Annotated in this window: 27 protein-coding genes, 1 tRNA gene and 1 pseudogene; 8 read left to right on the forward strand and 21 right to left on the reverse strand. The window is 49.6% G+C overall.

What is annotated here, in order from left to right; translation table 11 throughout:
* Positions 1-42 precede the first annotated feature (42 nt).
* Entirely contained in the window at positions 43-1,275 is a 1,233-nt protein-coding gene (locus tag IDH45_RS01700) for a stalk domain-containing protein (RefSeq protein ID WP_190924074.1), read from the forward strand.
* 212 nt (positions 1,276-1,487) lie between these two features.
* Here IDH45_RS01700 and IDH45_RS01705 read toward each other — a convergent pair whose 3' ends face one another.
* From IDH45_RS01705 to rpsF, 4 genes are all read right to left on the reverse strand, one after another.
* The gene (locus tag IDH45_RS01705; protein WP_190924076.1) at positions 1,488-1,985 is read right to left on the reverse strand and encodes an RNA polymerase sigma factor; all 498 of its coding nucleotides are present in this window, start codon (positions 1,983-1,985) and stop codon (positions 1,488-1,490) included.
* Between the two features lie 182 nt (positions 1,986-2,167).
* Positions 2,168-2,443 carry a 30S ribosomal protein S18 gene (gene rpsR, locus IDH45_RS01710; protein ID WP_190924078.1) on the reverse strand — a complete coding sequence of 92 codons (276 nt, stop codon included), beginning with the start codon at positions 2,441-2,443 and terminating at the stop codon, positions 2,168-2,170.
* Between the two features lie 21 nt (positions 2,444-2,464).
* Positions 2,465-2,965, reverse strand: a complete 501-nt coding sequence (gene ssb, locus IDH45_RS01715; RefSeq protein ID WP_190924080.1) for a single-stranded DNA-binding protein — start codon at positions 2,963-2,965, stop codon at positions 2,465-2,467.
* Between the two features lie 43 nt (positions 2,966-3,008).
* Positions 3,009-3,293 (reverse strand): 30S ribosomal protein S6, encoded by a 285-nt coding sequence (rpsF, locus tag IDH45_RS01720; RefSeq protein WP_190924081.1) that lies wholly within the window; start codon positions 3,291-3,293, stop codon positions 3,009-3,011.
* A gap of 475 nt (positions 3,294-3,768) precedes the next feature.
* Between rpsF and IDH45_RS01725 the strand changes: the two genes are divergently transcribed.
* A complete protein-coding gene (locus IDH45_RS01725; protein WP_190924083.1) occupies positions 3,769-3,954 on the forward strand; it encodes a YjzC family protein in 186 nt (61 codons plus the stop codon).
* Between the two features lie 198 nt (positions 3,955-4,152).
* Here IDH45_RS01725 and IDH45_RS34885 read toward each other — a convergent pair.
* The 5 genes and pseudogenes from IDH45_RS34885 to IDH45_RS01750 form a co-directional block, all read right to left on the reverse strand.
* Positions 4,153-4,276, reverse strand: a pseudogene (locus IDH45_RS34885) (aminotransferase class V-fold PLP-dependent enzyme); the annotation flags it as partial.
* A gap of 908 nt (positions 4,277-5,184) precedes the next feature.
* A tRNA-Ser gene (locus tag IDH45_RS01735) sits at positions 5,185-5,275 on the reverse strand.
* 98 nt (positions 5,276-5,373) lie between these two features.
* On the reverse strand, positions 5,374-5,601 hold the full coding sequence (locus tag IDH45_RS01740) for a DUF951 domain-containing protein (protein ID WP_190924085.1): 228 nt from the start codon (positions 5,599-5,601) through the stop codon (positions 5,374-5,376).
* A 23-nt stretch (positions 5,602-5,624) separates the two neighbouring features.
* Positions 5,625-6,491, reverse strand: coding sequence for a mechanosensitive ion channel family protein (locus IDH45_RS01745; protein ID WP_223836305.1), 867 nt, complete (start codon positions 6,489-6,491; stop codon positions 5,625-5,627).
* A gap of 16 nt (positions 6,492-6,507) precedes the next feature.
* On the reverse strand, positions 6,508-6,765 hold the full coding sequence (locus tag IDH45_RS01750; protein WP_190924087.1) for a DUF3343 domain-containing protein: 258 nt from the start codon (positions 6,763-6,765) through the stop codon (positions 6,508-6,510).
* A gap of 268 nt (positions 6,766-7,033) precedes the next feature.
* Between IDH45_RS01750 and yyaC the strand changes: the two genes are divergently transcribed.
* On the forward strand, positions 7,034-7,642 hold the full coding sequence (gene yyaC, locus IDH45_RS01755; RefSeq protein ID WP_190924089.1) for a spore protease YyaC: 609 nt from the start codon (positions 7,034-7,036) through the stop codon (positions 7,640-7,642).
* Here the strand turns inward: yyaC and IDH45_RS01760 are convergent.
* The 12 genes from IDH45_RS01760 to rpmH all read right to left on the reverse strand — a co-directional run bounded on the left by IDH45_RS01760 (position 7,611) and on the right by rpmH (position 19,644).
* Positions 7,611-8,111: a DUF4446 family protein gene (locus tag IDH45_RS01760; RefSeq protein WP_190924091.1), complete on the reverse strand. Its 501-nt coding sequence runs from the start codon at positions 8,109-8,111 to the stop codon at positions 7,611-7,613. The two genes, yyaC and IDH45_RS01760, sit on opposite strands and share 32 nt — an antisense overlap.
* Positions 8,112-8,306: 195 nt before the next feature.
* Entirely contained in the window at positions 8,307-9,470 is a 1,164-nt protein-coding gene (locus IDH45_RS01765) for an aminotransferase class V-fold PLP-dependent enzyme (protein ID WP_190924093.1), read from the reverse strand.
* A gap of 108 nt (positions 9,471-9,578) precedes the next feature.
* On the reverse strand, positions 9,579-10,433 hold the full coding sequence (locus IDH45_RS01770) for a ParB/RepB/Spo0J family partition protein (RefSeq protein WP_190924095.1): 855 nt from the start codon (positions 10,431-10,433) through the stop codon (positions 9,579-9,581).
* The gene (locus tag IDH45_RS01775) at positions 10,426-11,187 is read right to left on the reverse strand and encodes a ParA family protein (RefSeq protein ID WP_190924097.1); all 762 of its coding nucleotides are present in this window, start codon (positions 11,185-11,187) and stop codon (positions 10,426-10,428) included. Before IDH45_RS01775 ends, IDH45_RS01770 begins: the two co-directional genes overlap by 8 nt.
* Positions 11,188-11,869: 682 nt before the next feature.
* Positions 11,870-12,688 carry a nucleoid occlusion protein gene (gene noc, locus IDH45_RS01780; RefSeq protein ID WP_190924099.1) on the reverse strand — a complete coding sequence of 273 codons (819 nt, stop codon included), beginning with the start codon at positions 12,686-12,688 and terminating at the stop codon, positions 11,870-11,872.
* A 519-nt stretch (positions 12,689-13,207) separates the two neighbouring features.
* Positions 13,208-13,939 carry a 16S rRNA (guanine(527)-N(7))-methyltransferase RsmG gene (gene rsmG / locus IDH45_RS01785; protein ID WP_190924101.1) on the reverse strand — a complete coding sequence of 244 codons (732 nt, stop codon included), beginning with the start codon at positions 13,937-13,939 and terminating at the stop codon, positions 13,208-13,210.
* Between the two features lie 8 nt (positions 13,940-13,947).
* The gene (mnmG, locus tag IDH45_RS01790; RefSeq protein ID WP_190924103.1) at positions 13,948-15,837 is read right to left on the reverse strand and encodes a tRNA uridine-5-carboxymethylaminomethyl(34) synthesis enzyme MnmG; all 1,890 of its coding nucleotides are present in this window, start codon (positions 15,835-15,837) and stop codon (positions 13,948-13,950) included.
* 65 nt (positions 15,838-15,902) lie between these two features.
* The gene (mnmE, locus tag IDH45_RS01795; protein ID WP_190924105.1) at positions 15,903-17,279 is read right to left on the reverse strand and encodes a tRNA uridine-5-carboxymethylaminomethyl(34) synthesis GTPase MnmE; all 1,377 of its coding nucleotides are present in this window, start codon (positions 17,277-17,279) and stop codon (positions 15,903-15,905) included.
* 231 nt (positions 17,280-17,510) lie between these two features.
* On the reverse strand, positions 17,511-18,128 hold the full coding sequence (gene jag, locus IDH45_RS01800; protein ID WP_190924107.1) for an RNA-binding cell elongation regulator Jag/EloR: 618 nt from the start codon (positions 18,126-18,128) through the stop codon (positions 17,511-17,513).
* The gene (gene yidC, locus IDH45_RS01805) at positions 18,125-18,847 is read right to left on the reverse strand and encodes a membrane protein insertase YidC (RefSeq protein ID WP_190924127.1); all 723 of its coding nucleotides are present in this window, start codon (positions 18,845-18,847) and stop codon (positions 18,125-18,127) included. Before yidC ends, jag begins: the two co-directional genes overlap by 4 nt.
* Positions 18,848-19,045: 198 nt before the next feature.
* A complete protein-coding gene (gene rnpA, locus IDH45_RS01810) occupies positions 19,046-19,393 on the reverse strand; it encodes a ribonuclease P protein component (protein WP_190924109.1) in 348 nt (115 codons plus the stop codon).
* Positions 19,394-19,509: 116 nt separating this feature from the next.
* Complete coding sequence (gene rpmH, locus IDH45_RS01815; protein WP_110841751.1) at positions 19,510-19,644, reverse strand: 50S ribosomal protein L34; 135 nt, start codon at positions 19,642-19,644, stop codon at positions 19,510-19,512.
* 538 nt (positions 19,645-20,182) lie between these two features.
* Here rpmH and dnaA point away from each other — a divergent pair.
* From dnaA to remB, 5 genes are all read left to right on the forward strand, one after another.
* Positions 20,183-21,547: a chromosomal replication initiator protein DnaA gene (gene dnaA, locus IDH45_RS01820; protein ID WP_317891120.1), complete on the forward strand. Its 1,365-nt coding sequence runs from the start codon at positions 20,183-20,185 to the stop codon at positions 21,545-21,547.
* Between the two features lie 296 nt (positions 21,548-21,843).
* Positions 21,844-22,986: a DNA polymerase III subunit beta gene (gene dnaN / locus IDH45_RS01825; RefSeq protein WP_190924113.1), complete on the forward strand. Its 1,143-nt coding sequence runs from the start codon at positions 21,844-21,846 to the stop codon at positions 22,984-22,986.
* A 14-nt stretch (positions 22,987-23,000) separates the two neighbouring features.
* Positions 23,001-23,216, forward strand: a complete 216-nt coding sequence (gene yaaA / locus IDH45_RS01830; protein ID WP_223836307.1) for a S4 domain-containing protein YaaA — start codon at positions 23,001-23,003, stop codon at positions 23,214-23,216.
* A 12-nt stretch (positions 23,217-23,228) separates the two neighbouring features.
* Positions 23,229-24,344, forward strand: coding sequence for a DNA replication/repair protein RecF (gene recF, locus IDH45_RS01835; protein WP_190924115.1), 1,116 nt, complete (start codon positions 23,229-23,231; stop codon positions 24,342-24,344).
* A 204-nt stretch (positions 24,345-24,548) separates the two neighbouring features.
* Positions 24,549-24,830 carry an extracellular matrix regulator RemB gene (gene remB, locus IDH45_RS01840; protein ID WP_190924117.1) on the forward strand — a complete coding sequence of 94 codons (282 nt, stop codon included), beginning with the start codon at positions 24,549-24,551 and terminating at the stop codon, positions 24,828-24,830.
* Positions 24,831-24,834: the final 4 nt, after the last annotated feature.

Below are 24,834 nucleotides of genomic sequence, written 5' to 3' on the forward strand. Positions count from 1 at the left end.
GTAGTATGTCATCTAGATCCACTATGTATCGGAGGAACGTAAATGAAAGTAAAACGCCCCTTATCTTCCCTGCTGGCCCTCGTCCTGCTGCTTACCGTATGGGTCTCGGCCGCTCTCGGAGCGGAAGCCAAATCTCCGGCGCCCGAGACCTACGTCTCCTTCGGCGATTCGCTGACGATCGGCTTCGAGCCCGGCATGACGCTGGAGTCCGTCCCTTACGGTTTCGTGGACCGCCTGTACGAGCAGGCGCTGATGCGCGGCCGGGTCCAATTGACCAATTACGGCATCGGCGGCATGACCAGCACCGGACTGAATAAGTTCATCCAAGCCGTCGCTGACGAGAAGCCCGTCAAAGCGTCCGATTTGCAGCCTTCATTCGCAGATCCGAGAGCCGACCAGGTCGTCAGCAATACGAAGCAGATCAAGGCCGACATTGCGGCCGCAACGCTTATTACCATTACGATCGGCGGCAATGACTTCGGCAAGGAGATTATAACCGAGGTCGATACGATGAGCGACGAACAGCTGGCTGCTTTTACGGATAATTGGATGAAAACTTACACGGAGAATTTGAACGCTACCCTTCAAAATATATTCGCCATCAACAAAAACGTCCGGGTGTACGTAGCGGATCAATATTCGCCCGCTCCCCAGCTGTACAAAAATTACGACAAACTGCAAAAGTTAAAAGATTTGTTCTCCGCCACTTTGGGGCAAGTCGCCCAGAAGTTCCAAAAGGACGGCTTCCAAGCAACCGCCGTATCGGTAGCCGATTCCTTCGTCGGCAGCGAAGGGACGTACACCCACATCTCGCAGAAGGACATTCACCCGAACCAGGACGGTTATCAAGTAATCGCCGAACAATTCGCCAAAGCGATCTGGGGCGAATACCGGAAAGATATGAAGCCGACCGAGCCGATCACCGTCGTTGTCGGAGGCCATACCGTAAATACACCTCACCTGCCGGCGTTATTGCAAGACAGCACGTTCGTTCCGCTCCGCGAATATTCGGAGGCGCTCGGGGCTGTCGTCAGTTGGGACGACACGACAAGGACGACTACTGTCCGTTACAAAGGCAACGCGGTTGCCCTCGACATCGGTTCAACGACGATCTCCGTTAACGGCGTACCGCAAACGATCACCACCGCTGCCCCATATTCGTATGAGAGCGCCGGGGAGACGAAAACGTACGTTCCGCTCCGGCTCATGGCGGAAGGGCTCGGCTTCGATGTCCAATACGTCCCGCAGAGCCGAACCGCTTATATTAATCCCTGAACAGCCATAGAGGCTGTTCCGAATATGTTCGCATGACATGAGAATGTCCGAATATACACACGAAAGGACCTCAATCTCCCTGTAAAGCGGAGGCTGAGGTCCTTTTTCTCAAGCAAATGCCAAATCGGGGCACAGAAAATCGCTAAATGACTGTTGTGACAGCCCCTGTTAGGTTAGTTAGGTCAATGTGTTATGGATCGTTACCGGATCAGTCAGCGGGCTTCCAGCAGCTCCCGCATCCGTTTCCTGGCCCGGTGCACCAGTGTCTTGACCGCATTCTCCGATACGCCGATATGCTCGGCAATCTCTTTGTACGACAGTCCCCGCTGAGCGAGCATAAGCAGCACGGTACGGTCTCTCGGCTTCAGCTCGTTCAGAGCGCGGCCGATCTCCATCCGCAGCTCCGCCCCCATTGCAGCGCCTTCCGGTGACATGTCGAGCACGGGCATCTCCGGGACCGAGTCCAGCGGAACATGTACGGCTCTCCGCTTTTTGCGCCACTGGTCTACGAACAGATGGTACCCCGTCTTAAACAGCCACGCTTTGGCCGTATCCGGCTGCACCTGCTTCTCGTACATCCGGACGAACGTCTCCTGGGCCAAATCGGCCGCATCGCTCTCGTTGCCCGTTCTTCTAGCCAAATACCGGTGCAATGGTACCTGGTATAAATTATATATGTTTTGGAACGTTTGTTCTCCACACCGATTCATATCCGGCCAGCCTCTTTCTTCTCCTATTCGCTTACGAGTTTCATTGTAACTGGCAAACCTTAAGGAGAAATGACCGGAATTCTTAACTTTCTCTTAAAATGTCGAAAAATGTGTATGTTTGATTGAAAAAAAAGACAGAGCCTGTAAGCTCCGCCTTTCTGCTGCTCCGTACCTTGTACAGACTACTCCGTCGTATAAGGAAGCAAAGCGATTTGACGAGAACGCTTGATCGCGACTGTCAGCATGCGCTGATATTTCGCGGACGTACCCGTGACACGACGTGGCAAAATTTTGCCGCGCTCGCTGATGAATTTCTTCAGCGTTTCGATGTCTTTATAGTCAATGTGAGTAATTTTATTTACAGTGAAGTAGCACACTTTGCGGCGCTTGTTGCGTCCGCCTTTTTTCGAGAACTTACGTTCGCTGCGCTCTTCTCCGCCATCACGTCTGTTGTTCATGCGAGATTCATTCCTTTCTGCCTAGAATGGCAAATCATCATCGGATATATCGATGGGTTTTCCGTCGTCCGAGAATGGATCCTGATTGTCCCGCGTACCGCCATATCGGCCGCCGCTGTTACCCCCGCCGCTACCTCCGCTGTTACCGCCTCCGCCGCTATTTCCGCCGCCTCCGAATTCATCCCGGTTCGCGCCGCCGCTGTTCGCCGATTCCAGAAAACGTACGTTATCAGCGATAACTTCAGTCACGTATACCCGTTTGCCTTCGTTGTTGTCGTAATTGCGGACTTGAATCCGGCCTTCGACCGCCGTCAACCGGCCTTTGCGCAAGTAGTTCGCGCAAGTTTCCGCCAATTGCCGCCAAGTGACTACCGGTATGAAGTCGGCTTCACGCTGGTTTTGCTGGTTCGAGAACGGTCGGTCTACCGCAATTGTAAACTGCGTAACAGCTACGCCTGCTGGCGTATATCGCAGCTCCGGATCACGGGTAAGCCTGCCGATCAGAATAACACGGTTCAACAATCGAAACCCCTCCCTAACGATCGACTACATCACTTACGTACGATTAAGCTACGTCTCTGACGATCAGGTAACGAACGATTTCATCGGAAATCTTCATTACACGATCAAGCTCAACGATAACGTCATTAGTCGCGTTGAAATGCACCAACACGTAAATCCCGTCACGGAACTTGTTGATCTCATACGCTAGACGGCGCTTGCCCATTACGTCGTGCTTTGTAACTTCGCCACCGTTGTTGATGATGCCTTGGAATTTCTCGATCGTCGCTTGAACAGCTTCTTGCTCGATGTCCGAACGAATGATGTACATCACTTCATATTTGCGCATGAATATTCACCTCCTTTTGGACTTAGCGGCTTCTGAATGCTTCAGAAGCAAGGAGCGGGCTTTGCTGTCAAAACTCGCACCATATAACTATATCAAAACCTTCTCTTCAATACAAGTCGAAATGAACGGTTGTCCCTTCTCAACTCATTGGCAGAACACCCAACAACTTCTTTAAGAAACGATTGGCACTCACAACGCCCCCCCTTATTAAAGAGGAGCGCTTCTGAAACATCTCTTATAAGGAAGAATAAAATCTGTGCACCCTCATCACATACGCACTTCCACTTTAACGCGTTAATTTAAAATTATTAAAATCCATGAAAAAAATGGTCGCTCCGCTTCGAATGATTTCGGCCGCACTTTCGCAACCTAATCTCATAACGAAGCGCGTTTACCTCATCCGAATCCTCTGTCTGAACCTTGGTGGCCGGCTTCGATCTTATCCATTCTGTCCAAGTAACCGGAGGTGAAACCAGTGGGAGAGCAAACCGAGTTTAAGCCGGGAATGAGAGCTCCGAATAACGGAACCTATATCGAGATCGGCGAAAATGATTTTCATATGGGCATCACGAACCCGAAGCAGATTCAAATGAAGGCAGGCGACAAATTTCCGGAGACCACCAACAAGGACCGGAAATGGACCCGAAAAGGGAATGAATGATTCTGCGTAAGAGGCGCCATCACATGGGCGTCTTTTTTCGATCCAGATGTTACAAGTTTTTAGCGAAGTTGATTATTTCTGCTCGTTTAAGGGAAATCATCCGGTAGGTCAAGGCGTCCAGCCGGTCTTTTTTCGTGTACGCCCTTACGTTTGTGCGTGGAGGCAATGGGTACCTTCTTTACCTCCGCTCGTTGGTGAGGTTTGGCTTCCCGTACCTCCATGAAGCCGGATGAAGATAGAGCCCTCCTGTTCCCTGAGGGCCTAGCAGCCCTTTATAGCCTGGAAAAGCTAACATATCGATCCTCATCCGCTGTACTTCTATTCGGAACGAGCTGCCTAATAAAAAAGAAGTCTTTGGTACCTTCATGTTGGGCCCTTTTTGGAAATCTGAACGAATAAAGGCGGTTCGCACCCCTTATTTCAAGCTATTAATGGGTTTGCACTCTTTTCACGAATTTTAGCAGCTTCAAACCGCCCCTATACCGTGTCCAGGCGGGTTTTCGAACAAATAAAGTTACAAACCGCTCTTATTTGGTTCCTTCCCCGCTAGAATCAGCGCAGAAAAGCTTTTCTTTTGCCTCGGAAAGTTATTCACATGTGGATAACGGCTGAAAATACAAAAACCTTACTATTCTTTCGTTATCCACAGTTTAAGGGCTGTGGATAATGTTCACTGTCTTCCCCTAATCCCTTACTCTTCGCGAATCTTTTCTGACACGCTCGTTTGCTCATTAACTATTTGCTGCTTTCTGTTTCACTTTTACAGCCGTCCAGCCTCAACCGTTTGCTCGGGCTGAATTTATTTTTTCTTAGGGTGTTCCGTTACTGCTTAATCAATTTTCCCCATTCAATCTAGCTGTCTTCTTCTGCCTTCTTCTGCTTTCTCCTGCATCCCCTTCCCTTCATCTTCGCTATAGTGATCTCATCTCTTCCTGCGCAACTCTGCTTCCGCAGATCGTCCCCTCAGCAGGTCTATAATCCTCTGCTCCCGACTGCGGCTGCCTAGTGCGGCTGCTGGCCTTCTCAGCGTCATCTCATTCAATCCCAGGTTCAGGGGGCCCATCAGCCCTCTCACGCGTTTGTGACGCCTCCCAGAGGCCTTGTACGCCTTATCGGTCTTAGTTCCCCGGATTCCTTGTGAAACAAGCTTATTCCGTGTCATTCAGGCTTCTATGTGCGCCAAAAAACTAAAAAGCGATTCCCGAGGGAATCGCTTGATTGGTGTATGTATGGCGGAAAGGGTGGGATTCGAACCCACGCACGCCTTGCGACGCCTAGCTGATTTCGAGTCAGCCCCCTTGGGCCTCTTGGGTACCTTTCCGCATCGGCCTATGTCACTCAAAAATGAGGACAAGAGCAATTATAGCACACTCATTTCACCTTTCGCAAGTAGTCCAATCGATATTAATGAAAGATTTTTTAGTGCCCCTCCGGATCGGATTGCGCCGAATCGGACGCCGCCTGACGCAGCACTTTTTTCATCTTTTTCTCGAATTCGGCGCGCGGTATCAGAACGCTGTGCTTGCAGTGGACGCACTTGATCCGGATATCCATCCCCATCCGTATGATCTCCCATTCATTCGTACCGCATGGATGCGGTTTTTTCATTTGTACGACATCGCCCAGATCAAACTGTTTTCTTTCCACGTCTTCCCTTCCCCTCCTGCGCTTTATCCGATCTTCTTCAGACCATGCTGCTCTAGTGAACGCATCAGCTCCATATTCAGCAGCCGTATAACTTCCGGTTGGGCGTTAGGGCGGCATTCCGCCGTTATACGCATCGTTACGTCCGTATTCGTTACCGCTTGAACGCCGAGAATGACCGGTTCCTTCACAATCAGGTCGCTATGATGATACACCTCTTTGGCCGTATCCTTCGTAATCTCCATCGCTTTCTCCAAGTCCGTATCGTAGGCTACGGTTACATCGAGAATCGCTAAGGAATTATGCGTAGAGAAGTTCGTCACTTGGGTTATGAGTCCGTTCGGAATAATATGAATTTCTCCGCTGGCGCTGCGCAGCCGGGTTACGCGAATGCCGATTTCTTCGACCGTTCCTTTATTGGCTCCGGTCTGAATCACGTCTCCTACTGCGAACTGATCCTCGAAAATAATGAAAAAGCCGGTAATTACATCTTTGACCAAACTTTGCGCGCCGAACCCGATAGCAAGACCGAGAACTCCGGCGCCGGCCAGGATCGGAGCAAGATTGAATCCGAATTGGGACAAGATGAGAATGATAACAAAGAAATTTACCGTATAGGTGATTACATTTCCGATGAGTCTGCCGATCGTATTCGTCCTTCTCGGATCGAACTTAAGCGGGCTTTTTTCTCTTTCCCTTACCATATGAGCGACAGCCCGTCTTGTAATGGCCGTCACCGTCCGGCCAGCTGCGTAAATCACCAATACTTTTATCGCTATCGTCAGCCAAACGGTCCAGTTAGCGGGGCTAACGATATAATCCCACGTCTCCCGCTTAATTTGTTCCCAGCCGCCGATCTTTAACAGAAGCGCCATGATAGGTTCGCCCTGCATCCGCACTCTCTCCCTTTTACGGATTCGCTCCGTCCATCAATTCATACGTTTCATTTATTTGTCTGAAAATTCCGCGAATTTCTACCTTTTCGCTTTGGATGATCGACTTTACTTGCTCATAGTGCTCACCCGGAAATTCAATCGATAAAGCGCAGCCCGCCGTGATTTGCTTGGGGGTTGGCCTTATGTCAATCTCTACATCCGCATACTCCAGCAGCATCTCCGTCCGGAGTGCCTGCTGGGTCGAGTCGAATGCGATCAGCATCGTTTCCATATGTATACCTCCGGCCGGATGACCCGAAAATGTTTGTCCGATTCTCTCGATTCCAACGTATAAACAAGCTCTCATATTCGTATACTAGGAAGAAAACCAGAACTTACCGTTTACGAGAGATTTGGCAGCCATATGTCTTTAACATAGTGGAACGCCGGCTCCATCAACATCATGAAACCTTCACTTCGCATATTGTGCCGCGGACTGCTCTGATTAAGCTTGTCCTTGTCATTATCCTCAACTATTACGCTTGTCAGGAGGAGCACTCATGAAATTTCCACTCGGCTTTCTAAACAAAACCGATACGGCCTCAACCCGTTTTAATTACAGCGATGCAAACGTGGTCGAGGCACTGACACAGCGGCTATACCAGTATTTTACCCAAGTCCCTTCCCGTCGGCAAATTGTTTTCGTCTGTATCGGCACTGACCGCTCAACCGGCGATTCGCTCGGGCCTCTAATCGGCACTCAGCTTCGCAAATATCATTATAGCGGTCTACACCTATTCGGTACTCTCGACGAACCGGTACATGCGATGAATTTAGCCGATACGATCGCAGAGATCGATCGTCTGTACGACTCTCCGTTCGTCGTTGCTCTGGATGCATGCCTCGGTCAGGTGTCCAGCGTCGGCTGTATTACGGTGGCGGACGGTCCGGTGAAGCCTGGTGCCGGAGTTCAGAAAGAGCTTCCCCCGGTTGGGGATATGCACATTACGGGCATTGTTAACGTCGGCGGCTTTATGGAATATTTCGTTCTCCAAAATACTCGTCTCAGCGTAGTCATGAACATGTCCGAGATCATTTCACGCTCCATCTTCCGTTCACTTCTCATTGCGAGACGGATTACTTCCGCTCAAGTGCCGAACATCGACTAATCGCTTCTTCCTCTTCAGGAGTCAGTCTATATTGAGATTGCCCTGCCGTAATCGGTTTAGCGTACATAAATGTGTCGTCCCGGTTATGTATGCCAGTCAGCACAACCCCGTCCTGACGCTCGCTTAGGATGGCTACGGAAAAACTCATTTCGGCTCCCAGATCGCCGAATGCATTGTACCGGTAAACGCCCACGTGCGCTTTCATCGACTTTAATGCTTCCTCGATCGATTGGAGCCGATTTTGATTGCTGTCGCTTACTTCGGTTAACTTGTCGATTCTCTCTTGCACCTGCAACAGCGCTTCTTCCACATTCGTTACTTGAAGTCCGCTCATCATTTTCGTATATGTTTTTCTGAGCTTCTTTAACTTTGCCGAAAGCACGATGACGAATACGAAGAACAAGATCGTGATCAAGAGCATTAGTGCGAGTAATACGGACGGTTGCAGCGAATTCAGCCATTCGTTCATGCTTTTGTTCCTTTCTGAACTTTATTGGTGCGTTAACTCCCCTTTTACTGCTCCAAAGTGATTATCCGCTGCGAATCTGCGAAATTCGGGAAATGTTCTTTATCTCGTCTCTTCCCTTCAATTAGCACCTGCAAGCTTATCCCCGATTTAACCAACATTTATGCTTTCCCATAAGGAACCCAAATCTGTTTTGGTTTATTCCATCTGCTTGTAGTGCTTCGCGATCTCTCGCATAGCTGCAACAAAATCGTTGATTTCGCCATCTGTCGTATAATAACCGATGCTTGCTCGTACCGCTCCTGTTCCTTTAGAGCCTGCGGCCTCATGAGCCAACGGTGTACAATGATAACCCGAACGTACCGCAATGCCAAAACTTTGATCCAGGATAAACGCGACTTCCGAGCAATCGGCCTTATCAAGCACGAATGCGGCTATTCCGGTTTTAGGTTCGCCGATAGCCGGACCTAGCAGCTTGAGCCCCTCGATCGATTGCAGCCCTTCCATCAGTGTTTGAATTTGCCGCCATTCTTTAGTATGGATCGCCTCGACTCCCTCATTCAGTAATAATTTGACTCCTTCCCTCAGACCGGCGATTCCTACCGTATTGGGCGTTCCTGCTTCGTATCGGTCGGGACGCACGCTCGGCTGATTGATTTCCTCCGATTGGCTGCCCGTACCTCCGTGAAGCAGCGGTTCCAATTCAAGCTCCGGATGGAGATAGAGCCCCCCCGTTCCCTGAGGGCCTAGCAGCCCTTTATGGCCTGGAAAGGCTAACATATCGATTCCCATCCGCTGTACGTCTAAAGGGATAATCCCGGCCGTCTGAGCGGCGTCAACGAGCAGCTTAATTCCTCTCCCCTTGATCGCTTCTGCGATTTGCTCAACCGGCAAAATCGTCCCTAGCAGATTGGAGCTATGGTTACATACGACCAGCGTCGTATTGGATTGAATGGCTTGAATCACATTTTGAACATTGATCTGCCCCGTTACATCCGCTTCAACATAAGTTACTTGTACCCGGTAGCGCTGCTTCAAATATTCCAGAGGTCTTCTAACCGAGTTATGTTCCACATTGGTGCAAATTACATGATCTCCTTCTTTGACGTATCCTTTGATCGCCTGGTTGAGTGCCATCGTCGTATTTAAAGCATAGCTGATATCGTTCGGATTTTTGATCTGAAACAGTTTGGCTAAAGTGCTTCTCGTTTCGAACAACACACGACTGGCTTTGACGGCCATCTGATGGCTTCCACGTCCCGGATTGGCCGACGCTTCCAGCAAGCATCGGTTCATTGCTTCCCATACGGCAGGCGGCTTGGGCCAAGACGATGCAGCATGATCGAAATATTTAATATCCATCGTTTCTCCTCCCTTTGCACAAAAATTTCGTTTTTCAGTCCAAAAAGCATACCTCATCATGACCCCAGGTTGGGATACATCTTTGGTATGCTCTGGCCCTTACTATCTTTAGCTTATTTTCCCCTGAAGCAGCTCCAGCAACCGTTCCAAATCATCCTTCGAATAATAAAGCAGTTCAATTTTTCCTTTATCGTTTTGATGCTTAATTTTTACAGTAGTCCGGTAGCGGTCCCGCAGCGTTTCCTCTACCTGGTTGATGTACGGGTCTTTCCTCTTTTCTTTGGTTTTTGCTTTTTGAGGCTGCTTCTCGTCTTCCATCTGCTTGATATAATCCTCGAGAAAGCGAACACTCCACTCGTTCTTAATCGTCAAGTTTGCCAGCTCTTTTTTCAGCTTATCATCCTTGACTCCTACGATCGCTCTGGCGTGACCCATCGATAATGTTCCACGTGAAACATGTTGTTTAACTTCTTCAGACAACTGCAGCAACCGCAAAAAGTTAGCAATATGAGAGCGGCTCTTGCCGACTTTCACCGACAACTCTTCCTGAGTGTACTGGAATTGGTCGACTAGTGCTTGATACGCATTCGCAATCTCGATCGCATTCAAATCTTCACGCTGCACATTTTCAATAAGTGCAATCTCCATAACTTGCTGATCGGTAAACTTGCGAACGACTGCAGGGATTTTCTCCAGACCGCATTGCTGGGAAGCGCGGAATCGTCTTTCCCCTGCTATGATCTCGTATCCTCTTAAGACGATTCGAACGATAATCGGTTGAATAACACCATGTTCCTTAATCGATTGAGCCAATTCACTGATGGAATCTTCATTGAAATTTTTGCGTGGTTGGTAAGGGTTCGGACGAAGCTCTTTCAAAGGAATTTCGATCACTTTATCATCTTCATTTACATGAAGTGACGGAATAAGAGCATCTAATCCTTTACCGAGTCGTTTACTCATAGGAGATCACTTCCTTCGCCAATTCCATATAAACTTCCGCGCCTTTGGAGCGCGGATCGTACGTTATGATGGATTCCCCATGACTGGGCGCTTCACTCAACCTCACATTACGAGGGATAATCGTTTGATACACTTTTTGCTGAAAATATTTCTTCACTTCCTCGATAACTTGAATTCCCAGATTCGTTCTGGCGTCAAACATCGTCAGTAAAACGCCCTCAATCTGCAGCGTCGTATTGAGATGTTTTTGCACCAGGCGAACGGTATTCAACAGTTGGCTAAGCCCTTCGAGCGCATAATACTCGCATTGGATCGGAATGATCACCGAGTCGGCTGCAGTCAAAGAGTTAATTGTTAAAATACCCAACGATGGGGGACAGTCGATCAAAATGTAATCAAACATATGATTGACCAGATGAAGCGATTTCTTCAACCGCACTTCCCTAGAGATCGTCGGGACAAGCTCGATCTCCGCACCTGCGAGCTGAATCGTTGCAGGGATTATCTTCAGATTCGGTATAGCCGTATCTGCAATTGCGTCCTTCGGATGGACATCATTAATGATTACATCGTAAATGCAGTGCACGACATCCGCTTTATTGATTCCAATCCCGCTAGTCGTATTGCCCTGCGGATCGATATCTACAAGTAATACTCGTTTGCCCAGCATGGCCAAGCAGGCACCCAGATTGACGGAAGTCGTCGTCTTCCCGACTCCGCCCTTCTGATTTGTAACAGCTATTATTTTAGCCAACATGTTCACCTCAATCAATAATCCATCCACAGCAATGCCGTGAATTCCGTTCCACGAACACAACGCTCCGAAAACCGTTATGTATAGTTTCTTATGAAAGCAGAATCGAACTGAATGTATTAACCCAACAATACTTCAAAGTGCAGACACTTATCCAACAATTCAAGCCATCTACCCTACACAAGATTCTACAGAACGCACCGATTCACGCGATGGAAGTTTCAGATTATATAACGAATAAAAAGATATCCATACCACATAGAGTCATCGTGATTGATTGCAACTTCATCCGATCAATATAATAACTCAAAACCCAACAAATTCCTTATTAACAACCAAACTATCGTTTACAAAAAAACGATAATTACAAAGCAAGCCTATCTTTTATCATACCACGTTGACCCAGCAGGCGAAAGCTTCTTTCTCATAGAATTCGCAGAAAAATGTCGGTTTGTGCACATAAAATCCACGATAAAACCCAAATATCACTTACTTTCGATGAATAGCTTAGCGTAAAATAGCCATCCTCTATAACCACGACAGAAGCGTTCCTCTTCCTCCCCTTTAGCCTCTTGCCTCAGCCCCGCTCATGTGCCGGAACCAATAAAAGCTAAAAAAGAAAAGCCCCAACATATGGAGCCTACAGTCGAAGTGTTTCATCTATGTTATTTCTTAGCCATAGCTAATGTTTTTTGGGGATGCGGATAATGAATTCGTAATGATCGTCATGATCCTTCTCATCAGTTCTAATCTGCAGGCCAGAACCAGCCACCATCTCTACCGATTGCCGAATCGTATTTAAGGCTAGCCGAATATCTTTGGAGAACGATACACGCTTGCTTTTCTTTATAGCCGCGGCTTCTTTGTAGAAATTAACCCGCGCCTCTGTCTGTTTCACGTTTAATTCTTTCGTAATGATGTCATCCAGAACTTTCATTTGCAACTCTTCTGTATCTAGAGCAAGCAAAGCCCGGGCATGTCTCTCGGTAATTTTCCGTTCCAAAAGCGCCTGCTTGATCGGTTCGCTTAGGTTGAGCAGCCGAATTTTATTCGCAATGGTAGACTGACTCTTCCCTAATCGCTGAGCTAAGCTTTCCTGCGTCAAGCCGTGAATCTCCATTAATTGCTGGTAGGCCACAGCCTCTTCAATCGAGGTAAGGCCTTCCCGCTGCAAATTTTCTATGAGTGCGATTGAAGCCGCTTGAGCGTCGTTAAATTCTCGTACGATAGCGGGAACTGTGTCCATACCAAGCTTGCGGACCGCACGCCACCTGCGTTCACCAGCTATGATTTCAAACTTTTGGTTCCGGACTCGTACGACGATAGGCTGAATAACGCCGTGAGTTTTAATCGTTTGACACAACTCATCGATGCGTTCGTCATCAAAAATGGTTCTCGGCTGATAAGGACTCGGCACAATTTCATGAACCGAGATGTTTTTGACTTCCTCCTGGTTCGTACGATCCGAGAATCCGAATAGTTTGGAAAATTGTTCTTTCATATGGAAACCAATCACCCTATTCCTTTCCATGCAATGAACGCATAGACCGAGGGTACACCGTCCAGATCGAGCGGCTGCCGCGATGTCGTTCTATGATTCGACCCTTTATGTATAGAAGCAGAACTATTGATCGTTCCATGAAACTAAGATATGACGCAAAGCTGACGGATAACTAACGACACTTCATTCACATCCCAAAATCCAACCGTTCACTTTACATACTAGCCGTACGTAACACGAAGATTCTCCTCTGAGCTTTTGATCCACACAAGACGACAATTCAATAAGAACACCCTGGTTTACCCATCACTTTAGGAAGCCTCTTCCTGTCGATTCCTTTACAAGCTACTCTAACAAATGAGGATCGATAGCTTGGACGGATTGAGGCTTCACTACCCTGTTTCAATTTTACATCTACTATAATAATTCTCCAGAAGCAGCCATATTCCTGCCTTCAAATCGGAAACATTTGCAAATGTTTCACGTGGAACAATGTGCCCTGTGGCGTGCCGAATGAGTCTAAACTTTCCCAACTAAAGGTTGCTTTAAAGGTGTCCCCGCTTTGCGAGGATATTTCCTCGGAGTCGCCGCCAGCTTACGAATGACAATGATATGTCTGAGCGACTGCTCGACAGGAAGCTCGAAACGATAATTCGCCTCCACCTCTCCGCGAAGCTCTTTCAGACTATACTTCGCTTCTAGCAATTCGTCTCCGGGGTCCGATCCTTTCATTGCAGCAAACATTCCGCCTTGCTTGACAAAGGGTAGACAAAATTCGTTCAGAACGTTCATCCTCGCTACCGCTCTGGCGGTTACTAGATCAAAGCGCTCTCGTAGCTCCGGTTTTTGCGCTTCATCCTCTGCCCGGCCATGTACGCAGCACACATGATCCAGACCAAGCGAATCGACCAAGTGATTTAAAAATTGAATCCGTTTGTTCAACGAATCGACTATAGTTACTTGAAGATGGGGGAACATAATCTTCAATGGAATGCTCGGAAAGCCGGCGCCGGAACCGATATCCGCCAAAGTGCGAACGTCCGTCAATGGCACATAAAAGCTGAGAGAGAGCGAATCGTAAAAATGCTTCAAAAACACTTGCTCCCTCTCCGTAATCCCTGTCAGGTTCATCTTCTCATTCCATGAGACGAGTTCACGAAAGTAAATCTCGAACTGGTTCCACTGCGTATCCGTTACAATTAACTGTCTTTGGCCGAGCAGCTCTGTGAAAAATGATTGTACTTGATCCATATGCAGCCTCAGCCTCGTGTTGCAGCAGTTTTATTGTAGTTCTCCATGTAGACAAGCAGAATGGAGATGTCGGCAGGTGTAACGCCGGATATACGAGAAGCTTGGCCGATCGAGATCGGGCGAATTTGCGACAGTCTTTGCTTCGCTTCGTTCGCAAGACCGTGAATGTCGGCATACGGCAAGTCTTCCGGAAGCTTCTTCTTCTCCATTTTGCTTAGCCGTTCGACGTGGATCAGCTGCTTCTCGATATATCCTTCATACTTAATTTGGATCTCGACTTGCTCCTTCATCTCTTCATTTAATTCAAACGGTGAAGGAGACAACGTTTCGATGTGACTGTACAAAATTTCCGGACGACGAAGCAGCGAAACTAATTCAACCGCATTATTTAACGGAACCGTTCCCGCATCCGTCAGCATTTGCTGGACATGCGGCTCCGGACGTATTTTCGTCGTCCTAAGACGATCAATTTCCATAGCTACGGTTGATTTTTTATGTTCAAACTTCTTGTATCTCTCTTCAGAGATCAAGCCGATCTCGTAGCCGAGCGTTGTGAGGCGCAAATCCGCATTATCATGACGAAGCAGCAACCGGTACTCCGCACGCGAAGTGAGAAGACGATAAGGCTCGCTCGTCCCTTTCGTGACGAGGTCGTCAATCATGACCCCGATATATCCTTGCGAACGCTCCAGTATAACCGGTTCCTTCCCTTGTACTTTCCGCGACGCATTAATTCCGGCCATAATCCCTTGCCCTGCCGCTTCTTCATAACCCGACGTTCCGTTAATCTGGCCTGCGGTGAACAGACTCGGTACGTGCTTCGTTTCCAGCGACGGCCACAGCTGCGTAGGCACGACGGCATCGTACTCGATCGCATAGCCGGTACGCATCATTTTTACATTTTCGAGGCCCGGTACCGATCGTAAGATGCTGAGCTGAACGTCTTCCGGCATACTGGTCGATAAACCTTGCACATAATACTCCGACGTATGGCGCCCTTCCGGTTCCAGGAAAATTTGGTGCTTCGGCTTGTCGCTGAACCGGACAATTTTGTCTTCAATCGAAGGGCAATACCGAGGCCCCGTTCCCTCGATCGCCCCAGAGAACATCGGCGCGCGGTGCAGGTTGTTGTTAATAATCTCGTGGGTCGTCGCCGACGTATACGTCAGCCAGCAAGGGAGCTGCTCACGGGCAAACGGCTGCGTTTCATAAGAAAAGTATTTCGGCTGCTCATCTCCTGGCTGAATTTCCATTTTGGAGAAGTCGATCGTTTCCTTCTGCACGCGAGGCGGCGTTCCGGTTTTGAATCGGACGAGCTCCAGGCCGATTTCTTTTAAGTTCTCAGACAGTTTCAAGGACGGCTGCTGGTTATTCGGGCCGCTTTCGTACATCAGATCGCCCATAATCACTTTACCGCGCAAATAGGTGCCGGTTGTCAGTACAACCGCTTTGGCAAAATATTTCGCCCCCGTCTTCGTAACGACACCCACACATACACCGTCTTCCAGGATCAGCTCTTCCACCATGCCTTGCCGCAATGTAAGCCGCTCCTGCTGCTCGATCGTTTCTTTCATCGTATGCTGGTACAAAAATTTATCCGCCTGCGCACGCAAAGCGTGAACGGCCGGTCCTTTCCCCGTATTCAGCATCCGCAGCTGAATAAACGTCTTATCGATATTACGCGCCATCTCGCCGCCGAGCGCATCGATTTCCCGGACTACGTGGCCTTTGGCCGGCCCTCCGATCGAAGGATTGCATGGCATAAACGCCACCATATCGAGATTTATCGTCAGCAGCAGCGTCTCACACCCCATTCGGGCGGCCGCAAGCGCCGCTTCACATCCAGCATGGCCAGCGCCGATTACGATCACCTCGAACCGGCCTGCATCGTAACTCATACGGAAAACCTCCTTTACCTTTGAAAATTATATTGACTTCCACTATTTCTTATAAAATCCATAAATTACTTTCCGAGACAGAACTGGGAGAAGATCTGATCGATCAGCGACTCGCCTACGGAGTCTCCGACCAGCTCCCCTAAGCTTTCCCAGGCACTTCGGATATCGATTTGAATCATATCGATCGGAATCCGCTGCTCGGCGGCGCTCCGGCCTTCCTCTAACGAGCGCAGCGCCTGTTTTAACAGATGAATATGCCGCACATTGCTTACATACGTCATATCGTTCGATTCCAGCTGACCGCCGAAAAACAACTCCCCGATCGCTTTCCCGAGCCGGTCGAGCCCTTCGTTTTCCTTAACCGACATCATCACGATCCGGTCTTCCGGAAACCTTTCCTTTATATAAGATAAATCGGCCGTCGGAGGCAAATCCGACTTGTTCAGCACCGCGATGCTTTGCTTATCCCGGACTTCCTCGATAAGCCGGTATTCTTCCTCATGAAGCGGTTCGCTGCGGTTCAGTACGAGCAGGATCAGATCGGCGTCGGTCAGAGCGTTTCTCGACCTCTCCACACCAATACGCTCCACCACGTCCTCCGTTTCGCGGAGACCTGCGGTATCGAGCAGCTTGAGCGGAATTCCGTTCAAATTGACGTATTCCTCTATCACATCTCTCGTCGTTCCCGGAATATCGGTGACGATCGCCTTGTTCTCTTGCGCCAGCGCATTTAATAAGGAAGACTTGCCTACGTTCGGTCTGCCGACGATCGCCGTTACGATTCCTTCGCGAAGAATCTTCCCCTGTTCGGCCGTGCGGAGTAGCCGCTCGACCTCCGCAATCGACTCGCTGCACTTGTCTTGAATATAGTTGCTCGTGAGTTCTTCGACATCGTGCTCCGGATAGTCAATATTGACCTCTATATGCGCCATCAGCTCTACAAGCCCGTGCCTTAGCACTTTAACCTGCTTCGATAACGTCCCCTCGACCTGCTTCAGCGCGATCTTGAATGCCCGGTCCGACTTGGCCCGGATCAGATCGATAACGGCTTCGGCCTGGGTCAGATCAATCCGCCCGTTCAGATAAGCCCGTTTCGTAAATTCGCCGGGCTCCGCCAGCCTCACACCTTGCTCCAGGACGAGATCGAGCACCTTTTTGACCGAAATAATGCCCCCATGGCAGTTGATCTCCACGACGTCCTCCATCGTAAAGGAACGAGGCGCCCGCATCACCGTGACAAGCACCTCCTCGATCCTCTCTCCGGTCGACGGATGGACGATATGGCCGTAATGAACCGTATGGGTCGGAACGTCTTGCAGCTTGCCTTTAAATGAAAAGATGCGATCCGACAGCTCCACCGAGTCGGGGCCGCTTACGCGGATCACGGCAATGCCCCCTTCGCCAGCCGGAGTCGCAATAGCCGCTATCGTATCCGTTAACATATCCGTACACCACCTTTCTCTTGCTGTCGTTTCTTACTGTCCACTATTGCTCCCTTGACCCGGATAAACGCCTACCAGCGTCTTAAAGGCTGGGGTTATCGAGATTTAGAGCCACTTCCACGATATATTTTCTGATAAATAAACAAAAACAATGACTCCCGCCTTACACGAAGTCATTGCATGAAATACGCGCGCTATGGAGCGCGACAAGTCGGTCATCCATCGCCGCTCCTATCTCAGTGCGATAACGACTCTTCGGTTCGGCTCTTCCCCTTTGCTGAACGTCTTGACATCCGGATGGTTTTGCAGCTGAGAGTGAATCACTTTGCGTTCCTGCGAAGACATCGGCTCCAGCACGACCTCTTTGCGGCTGCGGATGACCCGCTTAGCGAGACGATCCGACAGCTCCTCCAGCGTCTGCTTCCGGCGCCCCCGGAAATTTTCCGCATCCAGCACGATCCGCAAATGGGAGTTCGAATACCGATTGGCTACGATATTGACCAGATATTGCAACGAATCGAGCGTCTGCCCTCTTCTGCCGATCAATATGCCAAGTTCCTTGCCGCTCAAATTAAACTGTACGCCGTCATCGGTATGTTCACGATCGATTTTCACTTGGATGCTCATAGTCCGAAAGACGTCTTCCAGAAACGCGACGGCCTCCTCCAGCGCGTCGGGGATCAGTTCCAGCTCCACCTTCGCGTCTTTGGTGCCGATCAGGCCGAAGAGCCCCTTGGAGGGCTGCTCCAGCACCTGCGTCTTCACCCTCTCCGGCGGTACATTCCATTGGGCCAGTCCGGATTTTATTGCTTCCTCGATCGTTTTACCCGTGACAACGATTGTTTTCATTTCGATAGGCCACCCTTTTGATTTGATCTACCGTATAGAAAATAAGATTGCACGACCGTAAACATGTTGCTGTAGACCCAATACAACGGCAAAGCCGAAGCAAAGTTCATCGACATGACAAAGATCAGGATCGGGAAAATGATCATGAGGCTTTGCATCTGCGGCGTCATTTGAGTAGCCATTACTTTTTGCTGCAGCCAGGTTGTCGCGGCCGCTAGCGTCGGAAGCACGTAGTACGGGTCCGGCGCGCCGAGCTGCATCCACAGGAACGTGTGCGAGCTGATCTCGCCGTTACGAACGATCGCGTTATACAGCGCAATCAGAATCGGCATCTGTACGAGCAGCGGCAAACATCCGGCGAGCGGATTGACGCCGTTCTTCTGAAACAGCTTCATCGTTTCTTCCTGCTGTTTCTTCGGATCGTCCTTGTACTTGTCCTTGATCTTCTTCATATCCGGCTGGATCGCTTGCATCGCCTTGGAGCTGCGGTATTGCTTCAGCGTCAGCGGAAGCACCAGGAACCGGATAATAATCGTGACGACCAGGATGGACAAGCCGTACGAGCCCCACATATTGTTGGCGAACCAGTCCAGCAACGTAGAAAGCGGATGCACGAAATAGCGGTCCCATATCCCGTTCTCCGGGTTAATCGGATTGTCATGCGGCGACATGGTGCTGCATCCGGACAGCACGAGCAGTGCAGCCGCAAAGAGCAGCATAAGTTGTATACGACGACGGGCCAAAAGTAACGTCCTCCTAAAATCTTTATCTATTAAGCTGCTCCGGCGGAAATCTCCTGTCCGGATAGCTCGGGAAAGGCACCGAAACGGACGTGAAACGGCCCTCCTATCCAACTTCAACTATACCACATGTTGGACGGCAAAGAAAATAATTTGTCCACAAGCCGGACCGGTTCGTTACGACGGATTTCGGATCATTTGAGCTCGTTTCAGAACGTGCATCAGGCTCTTCTCCATCGCTTGGTAATCCATCTCCACCACAGGCTTTCTGGCGATCACGACAAAGTCGTAATGGGATCGGATCTTCTGCTCGTTCAGACGAACGATCTCCTTCAGCACCCGGCGGATCCGGTTGCGCACAACCGCGCTCCCCAGTTTCTTGCTGACCGACACTCCCATCCGGAACCTCTCGATTCTCGGATTGGGCAGACTATACACGACATATTGCTGGTTAGCCGCCGATTTGCCGTAGCGGTATATTTTATTGAAATCTTCCCTGCGGGTCAGCCTCAGTTCTTTTTCCATCTACAGTCACCATCGTTTCGAAAACGCATACGAATCTATCGTTCACACTTGATCGCGAAAATAAACCGCCAAAGGGCCGCAATAAAAAGAAAAGACCACCTTGAAGTGGCCTTCCGTTACGCGCTGATAACTTTTCTTCCTTTTTGGCGGCGGGCTTTTAATACTTTGCGGCCGTTCTTCGTGCTCATTCTTTTGCGAAAGCCGTGCACTTTCTTGCGCTTGCTTACATTTGGTTTAAATGTAGGACCCATCTATCGCACCTCCCCTTGGGATTTCGAAACTTCCGGTCGTCCAAAAACGCCTCTATCCATTAAATCACTTCCACCCCCAAAAGTCAATTCGCCGCTACTTGAAAATTTTGTGCGGCTCTCTCCCTCTTTTTCGGCGACGAATCCACAGCCCGGCAAAAGCTCGTTTGCCGTCGGTTTGTCCACCTGTGCATAACTTTATAAGGAACAAAACCGGATTTTGTCGCATTCTACACAGCGTATAAACAATATGTAGTGCTGTTGACAACTTTTACGCACAAGGGATTGATATTGTGGATAATGTTTGAAAACACGCGCCAATTCTGCTATCATGATATTGTTTTCGGTTGTGGACAGTCTTCGATCGCCCTCGGATTATCAACAGCTTGTGGATAACTTTGTGAACAATTTTCCCCTTTCGATATTTTCAAATTTCCCGCTTTTGCGACTTATGTGGATAAGTTTCGACATCATCCCTGCGATGATTTCTATAGCCTGTTTTGGCGTCCGACCGGCAACGAATATAAGGAGTGAACAAACTGTGGACGGATCTACCCACGATTTATGGCAACAAGTGTTGTCCGTAATCCAAACAAGATTGAGCAAACCTAGCTTCGACACTTGGCTGAAATCGACGAAGGCATCCGTGTTCACGGAAACACAGCTGACGATCTGCGCTCCGAACAATTTCGCCCGCGAATGGCTGGAGAGCCGTTATGCCAAAATGATTGCCCATACCGTGTTCGAATATACAGGCCGGGAAGTCGAAGTGAAGTTCGTGCTGCAAGATACGGAGGCTCCTGCGGCGAAACCCGCGCAGACTCCCGCTCCCCAGCCTGTCCGGCAGCCGCCGGCGCTGGAAGACGGCAGCATCTACAATTTGCTGAATCCGAAATATACGTTCGACACTTTCGTCATCGGTACGGGGAACCGGTTCGCTCACGCCGCTTCGCTGGCCGTCGCCGAAGCGCCAGCCAAGTCCTACAATCCGCTGTTCCTATACGGCGGCGTAGGGCTCGGCAAGACGCATCTGATGCATGCGATCGGTCACTATGTCATGGAGCATAACCCCGGAGCGCGCGTGCTGTATATCTCGTCCGAGAAATTTACGAACGAGTTCATTAACGCCGTCCGCGACAACCGCGGCGAAGATTTCCGCAACAAATACAGGACGATCGACGTGCTGCTGATCGACGATATCCAGTTTCTCGCCGGCAAGGAAGGGACGCAGGAAGAATTTTTCCATACGTTTAATGCGCTGCACGAGGAACGGAAACAGATCATCATTTCGAGCGACCGCCAGCCTAAAGAGATCCCGACACTGGAAGACCGGCTCCGCTCCCGCTTCGAATGGGGACTGATCACGGACATTCAGCCTCCCGATCTCGAGACGCGTATTGCGATTCTTCGCAAGAAGGCGAAGGCCGAGAACCTGGATATCCCGAACGAAGCGATGATCTATATCGCCAATCAGGTCGATACGAACATCCGGGAGCTCGAAGGCGCGCTGATCCGCGTCGTCGCCTATTCCTCCCTCATTAATCAGGACATAACCACGCATCTGGCGGCCGAAGCTCTTAAGGACATCATTCCGTCGAGCCGGCCCAAGATGATCACGATCCAGGACATCCAGCAGAAGGTCGGCGAATTTTACAACCTTAAGCTGGAGGAGTTCAAAGCGCGCAAAAGGACGAAAGCCGTCGCTTTCCCGAGACAGGTGGCGATGTATTTGTCGCGCGAGCTGACCGACTATTCGCTTCCCAAGATCGGCGAGGCGTTCGGCGGCCGCGATCATACGACAGTTATCCATGCCCATGAGAAAATCGCCTCGGCCGTCCAGCAGGATCAGGACTTGTACAAAATTATTCAGACGATATCCGACAAAATTAAAAATCCGTCCTCTTGACAACTTGAAGCCTATGCACAATCTATTCACATGTGGATAGGCTTCATCCGTCAGGTCATTTCGACACTTATCCACATATTCAGGGCGCCTACTACTACGTGCACTATAAAAGATATATACTTATGAATAAAAGGGCGTGTTCGCCCAATGAGTTCCGAGACCTGTATTTCGGCGAATGATACGGAACAAGGCATGCGTTATTCGCATGGCCCGCTTTCCCCTGCCTTCGGGGACATTCGTCATGTACTCCATCCTATGCAGCAAGCGGAATCCTTTAGAACCGGGAGTTGAAATTGATGAAACTGAACATTTTGAAGGACGATTTGAACGAATCGATCCAGCACGTCTCCAAAGCAATCTCCAGCCGGACGGCAATCCCGATCCTTACCGGCATCAAAATAGACGTCCAGCCGAACGGAGTCACGCTAACCGCCTCCGATACCGAGATTTCAATTCAAAGCTTCATCCCGCCAGAAAAAGACGGGACCGCTGCGGTTGAAATCATCACACCCGGAAGCGTTGTTCTGCCGGCCAAATTTTTTACGGAAATCATCAAAAAGTTGCCGTCCCGCGATGTAACGATCGAGGTCAAAGAAAATTTCCTGACCTGGATCCGTTCCGGCTCCGCCGAAATCCAAATCGTCGGACTCGATCCGGAGGAATATCCGCTTCTGCCTCAACTCGAGGAAAATGAGGTTCTTAACGTCTCCAGCGATCTGCTGAAAGCGATGATCCGCCAGACGACTTTTGCGGTGTCCACCAGCGAGACTTCCCCGATCCTCACAGGCGTCCTGTGGAATTTCAGTCAGGACAGGCTGAAGCTGATTGCCTGCGACCGGTTGCGGATGGCTTCCAGAGAATCGCATATCGATTCGAACAACAGCCTGAATTTCCAAAATATTGTGATCGCTGGCAAAAGCCTGAACGAGTTGAACAAGCTGCTTCCCGATCAAAATATGATGGTCGATATCGTAGTTGCGAACAACCAGGTGCTGTTCAAGATGGATACGATCCTGTTCTACACCCGGATGCTCGACGGCACATACCCGGATACGTCCAAGCTCATTCCTCAGTCGTTCCAGACCGAGCTGACCATCGATACGAGGAAGCTGGCCGATGCGATCGACCGCGCTTATTTGCTGTCCCGGGAAGAAAAGACGAATATCGTCAAAATGACGCTGAAAGACGAGAATACCGTCGAAATTTCCTCCAGCTCCAGCGAGCTTGGCAAAGTGAAGGAAGAGATCGACGCTCATACCTTATCCGGAGAGCTGCTCAGCATTTCTTTCAACTCCAAATATATGCTTGACGCCTTAAAAGTAATCGACAGCGACTATATCCAAATTTGCTTCCGCGGGGCGATGCAGCCGATCATCATGAAGCCTGAGGACCATTCCAACATGCTCCATCTGATCATGCCGTACCGGACTACGGGCTGAACGGAGAACTGATCATGAAAACGATAGAAATTACGACGGAATATATTACGCTCGGACAGTTTTTAAAATTAGCCGACTGCATCTCGACCGGCGGACAAGCCAAGCCGTTCCTGCTCGAAACCGCCATCCTCGTCAATGATGTGGCTGAGAACCGCAGAGGGCGCAAGCTGTACCGGGACGACCGGGTGCAAGTGGAAGGATGCGGCGTTTTTGTAGTGACCCGCCGCTAGGAGGAACGTTATTTGTACTTGAAAAAGCTTTCGCTGCGCGATTATCGCAACTACGAATCCGTCGAGTTCGCTACCGAAGGAGCCGTCAACCTGTTCGTCGGTCCGAACGCCCAAGGGAAAACCAATCTGCTTGAAGCGATATTCGTGCTGGCTCTCACCAAGTCGCACCGGACGCATCAGGACAAGGAATTGATCCGCTGGGGCACGGACCGTACAATGCTGTACGGCGAACTGGACAAAAAGTACGGTCCCTGCACGCTGGAGCTGACGCTGACGGGCCAGGGCAAACGGGCGAAGGTCAACGGACTGGAGCAAAGAAAGCTGAGCGATTTCATAGGCTCGCTAAACGTGGTGATGTTCGCTCCCGAAGATTTGAATATCGTCAAAGGGTCGCCGGGCATTCGCCGCCGGTTCCTTGACATGGAGATCGGCCAGGTACAGCCGTCCTACTTGTATGACCTGTCCCAGTACCAGAAAGTGCTTGTTCAACGCAATAATTTGCTGAAGCAGTCGTTCCGCGATAAAGCTCCGAATGCGACGATGATGGACGTCTGGAACGAACAACTTGCAAGACTAGGTATTAAAATCATGAAAAAACGTCAAAACTTTATAAAAAAGCTGCAAATTTGGGCGGAATCGATCCATCACGGCATTACGAACGGCTCAGAGAAGCTCTTGATTGCGTACAATCCCTCTTTCGGCTATGACGAGACTTTCGAAGAAACTGTCTTATTTGAACAATTTATGATAAAGTTATCACAGGCAGCCGACCAGGAAATTCGCCGCGGCACAACGCTGTACGGTCCTCACCGGGACGATCTGGCCTTCTTTATCAACGGCAAAGATGTACAAACCTTCGGCTCTCAAGGCCAGCAGCGGACGACGGCTCTATCGCTGAAATTGGCTGAAATCGAATTTATTCAGGAAGAAGTGGGCGAATATCCGATTCTCCTGCTTGATGACGTTTTGTCCGAATTGGACACTTACCGGCAAACCCAGCTTCTCGAGACGTTCCAGACGAAAGTGCAAACGTTCATCACGACGACCGGCGTAGAAAGCCTACAGATGAACCGATTGGGGAACGCCTCCATTTTTCATGTGCGCAACGGCCAGCTGGTCAACGACTAGCACACTGTCAGACCTTACACGGCGAATTGACAAGTCGTTCTGGCACCCCACCCGGCCAGCCGATTCCAAGCCACAAAGTCTGCTCTGACTTTTGCTGCTAGCGCGGAATAGCCCCTCAGTCCGCACCCGTTGACATTACCGGAACCTGCCGTAGTTTTGCATATAAACGTCTGTCTTACAGCGAAAAACGGGAGCTGATTCGTCATGTTCATTCATTTGGGCGGAGAAAAAATAATACGCGCGTCCGAACTGATCGCCATTTTCGATCTGTCGATCGAGAAGTCTTCTAAAATATCGAAAAGCTTTGTTCAGCATGCCCAAAAAGAACGAAACGTCGAAGTGATCGGTGAAGAGGAATGCAAGTCACTCGTCGTAACGAAGTCCAAAGTCTACTATTCCCCCATCTCCTCCACCACTTTGAAAAAAAGGGCCAATGTGTTATTGGCGAGCGATGTCGAGATATTTTCAAATCAAAGAAGTAGGTGACAAA

This window comes from Paenibacillus oceani (assembly GCF_014705615.1).
GTDB lineage: Bacteria > Bacillota > Bacilli > Paenibacillales > NBRC-103111 > Paenibacillus_AB > Paenibacillus_AB oceani.

Excerpts from the sequence above, each read along its gene's own strand:
- IDH45_RS01700 (WP_190924074.1), top strand. The coding sequence starts at position 43 with ATGAAAGTAAAACGCCCCTTATCTTCCCTGCTGGCCCTCGTCCTGCTG.
- IDH45_RS01705 (WP_190924076.1), bottom strand. The coding sequence starts at position 1,985 with ATGAATCGGTGTGGAGAACAAACGTTCCAAAACATATATAATTTATAC.
- rpsR (WP_190924078.1), bottom strand. The coding sequence starts at position 2,443 with ATGAACAACAGACGTGATGGCGGAGAAGAGCGCAGCGAACGTAAGTTC.
- rpsF (WP_190924081.1), bottom strand. The coding sequence starts at position 3,293 with ATGCGCAAATATGAAGTGATGTACATCATTCGTTCGGACATCGAGCAA.
- IDH45_RS01745 (WP_223836305.1), bottom strand. The coding sequence starts at position 6,491 with ATGCAGGGCGAACCTATCATGGCGCTTCTGTTAAAGATCGGCGGCTGG.
- IDH45_RS01750 (WP_190924087.1), bottom strand. The coding sequence starts at position 6,765 with ATGGAAACGATGCTGATCGCATTCGACTCGACCCAGCAGGCACTCCGG.
- yyaC (WP_190924089.1), top strand. The coding sequence starts at position 7,034 with ATGAAATTTCCACTCGGCTTTCTAAACAAAACCGATACGGCCTCAACC.
- IDH45_RS01760 (WP_190924091.1), bottom strand. The coding sequence starts at position 8,111 with ATGAACGAATGGCTGAATTCGCTGCAACCGTCCGTATTACTCGCACTA.
- IDH45_RS01765 (WP_190924093.1), bottom strand. The coding sequence starts at position 9,470 with ATGGATATTAAATATTTCGATCATGCTGCATCGTCTTGGCCCAAGCCG.
- IDH45_RS01770 (WP_190924095.1), bottom strand. The coding sequence starts at position 10,433 with ATGAGTAAACGACTCGGTAAAGGATTAGATGCTCTTATTCCGTCACTT.
- noc (WP_190924099.1), bottom strand. The coding sequence starts at position 12,688 with ATGAAAGAACAATTTTCCAAACTATTCGGATTCTCGGATCGTACGAAC.
- rsmG (WP_190924101.1), bottom strand. The coding sequence starts at position 13,939 with ATGGATCAAGTACAATCATTTTTCACAGAGCTGCTCGGCCAAAGACAG.
- mnmG (WP_190924103.1), bottom strand. The coding sequence starts at position 15,837 with ATGAGTTACGATGCAGGCCGGTTCGAGGTGATCGTAATCGGCGCTGGC.
- mnmE (WP_190924105.1), bottom strand. The coding sequence starts at position 17,279 with ATGTTAACGGATACGATAGCGGCTATTGCGACTCCGGCTGGCGAAGGG.
- jag (WP_190924107.1), bottom strand. The coding sequence starts at position 18,128 with ATGAAAACAATCGTTGTCACGGGTAAAACGATCGAGGAAGCAATAAAA.
- yidC (WP_190924127.1), bottom strand. The coding sequence starts at position 18,847 with ATGCTGCTCTTTGCGGCTGCACTGCTCGTGCTGTCCGGATGCAGCACC.
- rnpA (WP_190924109.1), bottom strand. The coding sequence starts at position 19,393 with ATGGAAAAAGAACTGAGGCTGACCCGCAGGGAAGATTTCAATAAAATA.
- rpmH (WP_110841751.1), bottom strand. The coding sequence starts at position 19,644 with ATGGGTCCTACATTTAAACCAAATGTAAGCAAGCGCAAGAAAGTGCAC.
- dnaN (WP_190924113.1), top strand. The coding sequence starts at position 21,844 with ATGAAACTGAACATTTTGAAGGACGATTTGAACGAATCGATCCAGCAC.
- yaaA (WP_223836307.1), top strand. The coding sequence starts at position 23,001 with ATGAAAACGATAGAAATTACGACGGAATATATTACGCTCGGACAGTTT.
- remB (WP_190924117.1), top strand. The coding sequence starts at position 24,549 with ATGTTCATTCATTTGGGCGGAGAAAAAATAATACGCGCGTCCGAACTG.